Raw genomic sequence first — 4,278 nt, 5'->3', positions numbered from 1 at the left:
CGTCTGGCTAAGGCGTGAATGCTTTCCGAGGGATAACCGCTTCCATGCTCCCCGTGAAGAAAGAAGTAAATGTCTAGACTTGTCTAGGTTTTATATAGCAGCATGGCAAAAGGACTTTCATTTAAAAGCGCGTGCCAGTCACCAGTCATTACACGAATATTTGGAACTGCTTCAAAAAGCTTTCGGACTATCTCTGACCTTTGTTCGTCCAACTCAATGGTAACAAAAGACGCTGTGGGTGCAAGCGCACTGGCTATCCAAGCAGCACCAACACCGCAACCGGTTCCAATCTCACCAATTAACCCCTCTTGGATGTGACCTGTTAAAACATACAAAAGCCGTCCCACCTCGATGCTGCTACTAGCACTAAAGTCTATCTGTTCTGCTAGCTTAAGTGCTTGCTCAACCAAAGGGGGAATATACGTTGTTGAGCGATATGCTGTCATAAAGAATTTATAATTTTTATGATGAGCAAAACTAAAGCTACTGTCTGGGTAGTGGAAAATGGTAAAGTACGTCCTAAACTGGATCAACTGACTACCGAGGAACCTTTAGAAATTCGGTTAGTTTCTCCTGAAAAGACAATTGCTGTGACGATGCGATCGCCTGGAGCAGATTTTGAACTAGCTGCCGGTTTTCTCTACAACGAAGGCGTAATTTCTTCTAGAAAAGATATCCAACGCATCAGCTATTGTGTTGATGGCGAACAGCGTTACAACATTGTCAATGTCGCTTTAACAGAAGGATTAATTCCAGATTTACAGCCTTTGGAAAGACACTTCTACACTACCAGCGCCTGTGGAGTTTGCGGTAAAGCTAGCCTTGAAGCTTTACGCCTGCGATCTGGCTCAGTAATTCTTCCAGTTCCCACAATCACGCCTGAGATTATTTATAGCTTACCAGAAAAACTGCGATCTGCTCAAGCTATTTTCACCGCTACTGGAAGTTTGCACGCTGCGGCTTTATTTGATGCTCAAGGAAATCTGTTGAAGTTGCGGGAAGATATTGGGCGTCACAATGCTTTGGATAAATTGATTGGTTCGGCGTTGCTGGCTGACCAGTTGCCATTAAATAATCATATTCTCATGGTGAGCGGACGCTCTAGCTTTGAGATTTTACAAAAATCTACAGTTGCGGGGATTCCTATTGTCTGTGCAGTTTCTGCTCCTAGCAGTTTAGCAGTATCTGTGGCGCAAGAATTTGGAATTACCTTAATTGGATTTTTGCGTGGCGATCGCTTCAACGTATACTCTGGTTTGGAGCGAATATGTACTACCTAAAAAAGTAATAATAGTAAAAGCAAATATCACAAGCAGGTAATTGATATGAAAGACTTTCAAATCCAAGGAATCAACCATATCGCGTTAGTATGTAAAGATATGGCACGCACGGTTGACTTTTATACCAATACGCTTGGGCTGAATTTAATTAAAACGATCGCATTACCAGATGGTGGACAGCACTTCTTTTTTGATATTGGTAATGGAAATGCTTTGGCTTTTTTCTGGTTTCCCCAAGCACCACAAGCAGCACCAGGCATAGCGTCTGCAAGACCTGATGCCTTACAGACTGGCAATTTAACCAGCGCACATGGCTCAATGAACCATTTGGCATTTAAAGTACCACTCGAAAAAATTAAGGAATATCGAGAAAAACTAATTAGCAAAGGTGTAAAAGTGACACCTATTTTACATCATGCAGATGTTCCCTCTGGTATTGCTCCCGAACTTGATGAAACTACATTTATTTCCTCAATTTACTTCTACGATCCTGATGGCATCTGGTTAGAATTTGCCGCGAATGTACGCGAATTAGGCGACCCAGAAAGAGATATTCAACATAAACCTGCTAAAATCTTAAGTCAAGTAAGCTAATTTCTTCGTGCTATGGTGATGAATTGTCTGGGAAAACTATATTTTTTGCGAGTTAATTTATCTAATTTCTCCTAGCTATATTTAATAAATATGGTTTTCCAATATACTGATGCTTTCGTCACCATAGCCACTATTAATCTAGAAAATTTAGTAAAATTTTATACTATTTTTTTGATAAAAGAACCAGTAAAAATTATCCCAAATGTTTATGCTGAGTTTGAATTATCAGGTGTAAAATTAGGTATTTTCAAACCAAAAAAGACTAATGAATCTGAATTTATTAACTCACTTAAAAGTAAGATGAGTTTGTGTTTAGAGGTGAGTAACTTAGAAGATGCGATCGCTCACCTTACTGCTTTAGGTTATCCCCCACCAGGAGAAATCACAACCGCTTCTCACGGCAGAGAAATTTACGCTTACGATCCTGATGGCAATAGAATAATTTTGCATCAATCTAAAGTGGATAGTGGATAGTGGGCATGGGGCATCGTCCAAGTGGGCATCGTCCAAGTGGGCATCGTCCAAGTGGGCATCGTCCAAGTGGGAAAAAGATTTGACTTTATTCTCACGTTCCCATTGCCCATTGCCCATTGCCCATTGCCCATTGCCCATTGCCCAACACCTAACAACTATCAACCAACAACTAACAAATGTCTATAACTCAAAATTATAAATTAAACCTGATTCAATGGTATCCCGGTCACATTGCCAAAGCTGAAAAGAAGCTTAAAGAACAGCTAAAGCGTGTAGATGTGGTTTTGGAAGTAAGAGATGCACGCATACCTTTAGCGACAAATCACCCGCAAATGACTGAGTGGGTGGGAAGTAAAGAGCGAGTGTTGGTGCTAAACCGAGTAGATATGATTACACCAATAGCGCGATCGCTTTGGACAGATTGGTTTAAGCGCCAAGGCGAAGTGCCTTATTTTACCAATGCTCAACAAGGTCAAGGTGTGAGTGCGGTATCAAAAGCAGCACAAGCAGCGGGAGTAGAGATAAATAAAAGAAGAAGCGATCGCGGAATGCTACCCCGTCCCGTCCGCGCTGTAGTCATTGGTTTTCCCAACGTCGGTAAATCAGCTTTGATTAACCGCTTGCTGGGAAAGCGAGTAGTTGAAAGTGCAGCTCGTCCTGGTGTAACTCGTTCCTTGCGCTGGGTGCGAATTTCTGAGCAATTAGAATTACTCGATGCTCCTGGTGTCATCCCCCTAAAGTTAGAAGACCAAGAAGCCGCATTAAAGTTAGCGATTTGTGACGATATTGGCGAAGCATCTTATGATAATCAACTAGTAGCATCAGCACTCGCAGATTTAGTCATGTACTTAGAAGCCGTAGCGACTAACGCATTTCCGAAAAAACCCTTAGAAAGTCGTTACGAACTCAACCCCACAACCGACACCGGAGAAGCATATTTACACGCTTTAGCACAGCATCGCTACAATGGCGATGTCGAGCGTACCGCAAGGCAACTTTTAACCGATTTTCGCAAAGGATTTCTCGGTCCAATTCCCTTAGAATTACCGCCTAATTTTGCTTCGCAGTCAGCATTTTAATGCTGTCAAATAGGCGCTATCCACGCCTACTACATATTGCTTTGACATACTCACCGCCCGCGCATGGTCGGTGATTCTTGACACTTCGCGCTCGATGTGCTGGCAAGCCAGTCTTACCTTCTCTCCATGTCCGTTTAGAGTCGTGGCAATGCCCTATCCCGACTTTGTTTATATTTCTAGCGGCGTTCTCATCTCTGTCTTGTTCAATCCCGCAGTTTAGGCACAGAACAGAACGAATAGACAAATCAAGCTTACCCCACTTAAAACCACAATCTGAACAGATTTGGCTGGTTGGTTCCCACCTGTTGATAGCGTGAAACGTTCTACCCGATTTTTCAGACTTCGCCTCACACAACACCCGAAATTCCCGCCAACCTTGCAAACTAATAGCTCGTGCAAGCTTGCGATTCTTGACCATGCCCGATACATTCAAGTCTTCCAATATGATGGTTTGGTTCTCGCTCACCACTTTGGTTGATAGCTTGTGCAAAAAATCTTTGCGGGTATCAGCTATCTTGTTATGTTGTTTAGCGATTTTGACGCGAGTTTTGTTTCTTCGATTTGAGTCTTTTTGCTGACGTGCTAATTTTTTCTGAAGTTTACGAATCTTGCGGTCTTGTTTGGAATAACTAGGACTTACAGCTTTCTCCCCATTACTCATCACCGCAAAAGTTTTAATTCCCAAGTCAATTCCGATGCTTTGGTTTTTAGCATCCCTAGAAGGATGGGGCTTGTATCCCATTCTTTTGGTCAACAAGAAGGGTGTGGGGTTGCATGGTTAGGGTGTAAGGGAGAAGACGGCGCACTTCGGGGCGTATGATTAAGAGACCAACGCAATCGTCTTAAAAGAC

Annotated in this window: 7 protein-coding genes; 5 read left to right on the top strand and 2 right to left on the bottom strand. The window is 42.6% G+C overall.

Annotation, left to right across the window (positions count from 1 at the left end; translation table 11 throughout):
* Window positions 1-83 precede the first annotated feature (83 nt).
* Entirely contained in the window at window positions 84-446 is a 363-nt protein-coding gene (locus tag AABK37_RS40685) for an O-methyltransferase (RefSeq protein ID WP_432557062.1), read from the bottom strand.
* Between the two features lie 18 nt (window positions 447-464).
* Here AABK37_RS40685 and fdhD point away from each other — a divergent pair, with 18 nt between their 5' ends.
* The 5 genes from fdhD (at window position 465) to ylqF (ending at window position 3,427) form a co-directional block, all read left to right on the top strand.
* Window positions 465-1,280, top strand: coding sequence for a formate dehydrogenase accessory sulfurtransferase FdhD (gene fdhD / locus AABK37_RS40680; protein WP_432557061.1), 816 nt, complete (start codon window positions 465-467; stop codon window positions 1,278-1,280).
* Window positions 1,281-1,325: 45 nt separating this feature from the next.
* Entirely contained in the window at window positions 1,326-1,874 is a 549-nt protein-coding gene (locus AABK37_RS40675; RefSeq protein ID WP_432557060.1) for a VOC family protein, read from the top strand.
* A 90-nt stretch (window positions 1,875-1,964) separates the two neighbouring features.
* The gene (locus AABK37_RS40670; RefSeq protein ID WP_432557059.1) at window positions 1,965-2,348 is read left to right on the top strand and encodes a VOC family protein; all 384 of its coding nucleotides are present in this window, start codon (window positions 1,965-1,967) and stop codon (window positions 2,346-2,348) included.
* The gene (locus tag AABK37_RS40665; RefSeq protein ID WP_432557058.1) at window positions 2,341-2,547 is read left to right on the top strand and encodes a hypothetical protein; all 207 of its coding nucleotides are present in this window, start codon (window positions 2,341-2,343) and stop codon (window positions 2,545-2,547) included. Before AABK37_RS40670 ends, AABK37_RS40665 begins: the two co-directional genes overlap by 8 nt.
* The gene (gene ylqF / locus AABK37_RS40660) at window positions 2,525-3,427 is read left to right on the top strand and encodes a ribosome biogenesis GTPase YlqF (protein ID WP_432557057.1); all 903 of its coding nucleotides are present in this window, start codon (window positions 2,525-2,527) and stop codon (window positions 3,425-3,427) included. The genes AABK37_RS40665 and ylqF overlap by 23 nt, the downstream gene beginning before the upstream one ends.
* A 16-nt stretch (window positions 3,428-3,443) precedes the next feature.
* Here ylqF and AABK37_RS40655 read toward each other — a convergent pair whose 3' ends face one another.
* The gene (locus AABK37_RS40655) at window positions 3,444-4,169 is read right to left on the bottom strand and encodes an RNA-guided endonuclease InsQ/TnpB family protein (protein WP_432557056.1); all 726 of its coding nucleotides are present in this window, start codon (window positions 4,167-4,169) and stop codon (window positions 3,444-3,446) included.
* Window positions 4,170-4,278 lie beyond the last annotated feature (109 nt).

This window comes from Tolypothrix sp. VBCCA 56010 (assembly GCF_050875635.1).
Lineage (GTDB): Bacteria > Cyanobacteriota > Cyanobacteriia > Cyanobacteriales > Nostocaceae > Hassallia.
The sequence above is the reverse complement of the archived record's forward strand: the minus strand, read 5'-3'. Positions and strand labels throughout refer to the sequence as shown.

Bases quoted from the DNA above. Each gene is read 5' to 3' on its own strand.
- AABK37_RS40685 (WP_432557062.1), bottom strand. From the start codon at position 446: ATGACAGCATATCGCTCAACAACGTATATTCCCCCTTTGGTTGAGCAA.
- fdhD (WP_432557061.1), top strand. From the start codon at position 465: ATGATGAGCAAAACTAAAGCTACTGTCTGGGTAGTGGAAAATGGTAAA.
- AABK37_RS40675 (WP_432557060.1), top strand. From the start codon at position 1,326: ATGAAAGACTTTCAAATCCAAGGAATCAACCATATCGCGTTAGTATGT.
- AABK37_RS40670 (WP_432557059.1), top strand. From the start codon at position 1,965: ATGGTTTTCCAATATACTGATGCTTTCGTCACCATAGCCACTATTAAT.
- ylqF (WP_432557057.1), top strand. From the start codon at position 2,525: ATGTCTATAACTCAAAATTATAAATTAAACCTGATTCAATGGTATCCC.
- AABK37_RS40655 (WP_432557056.1), bottom strand. From the start codon at position 4,169: ATGGGATACAAGCCCCATCCTTCTAGGGATGCTAAAAACCAAAGCATC.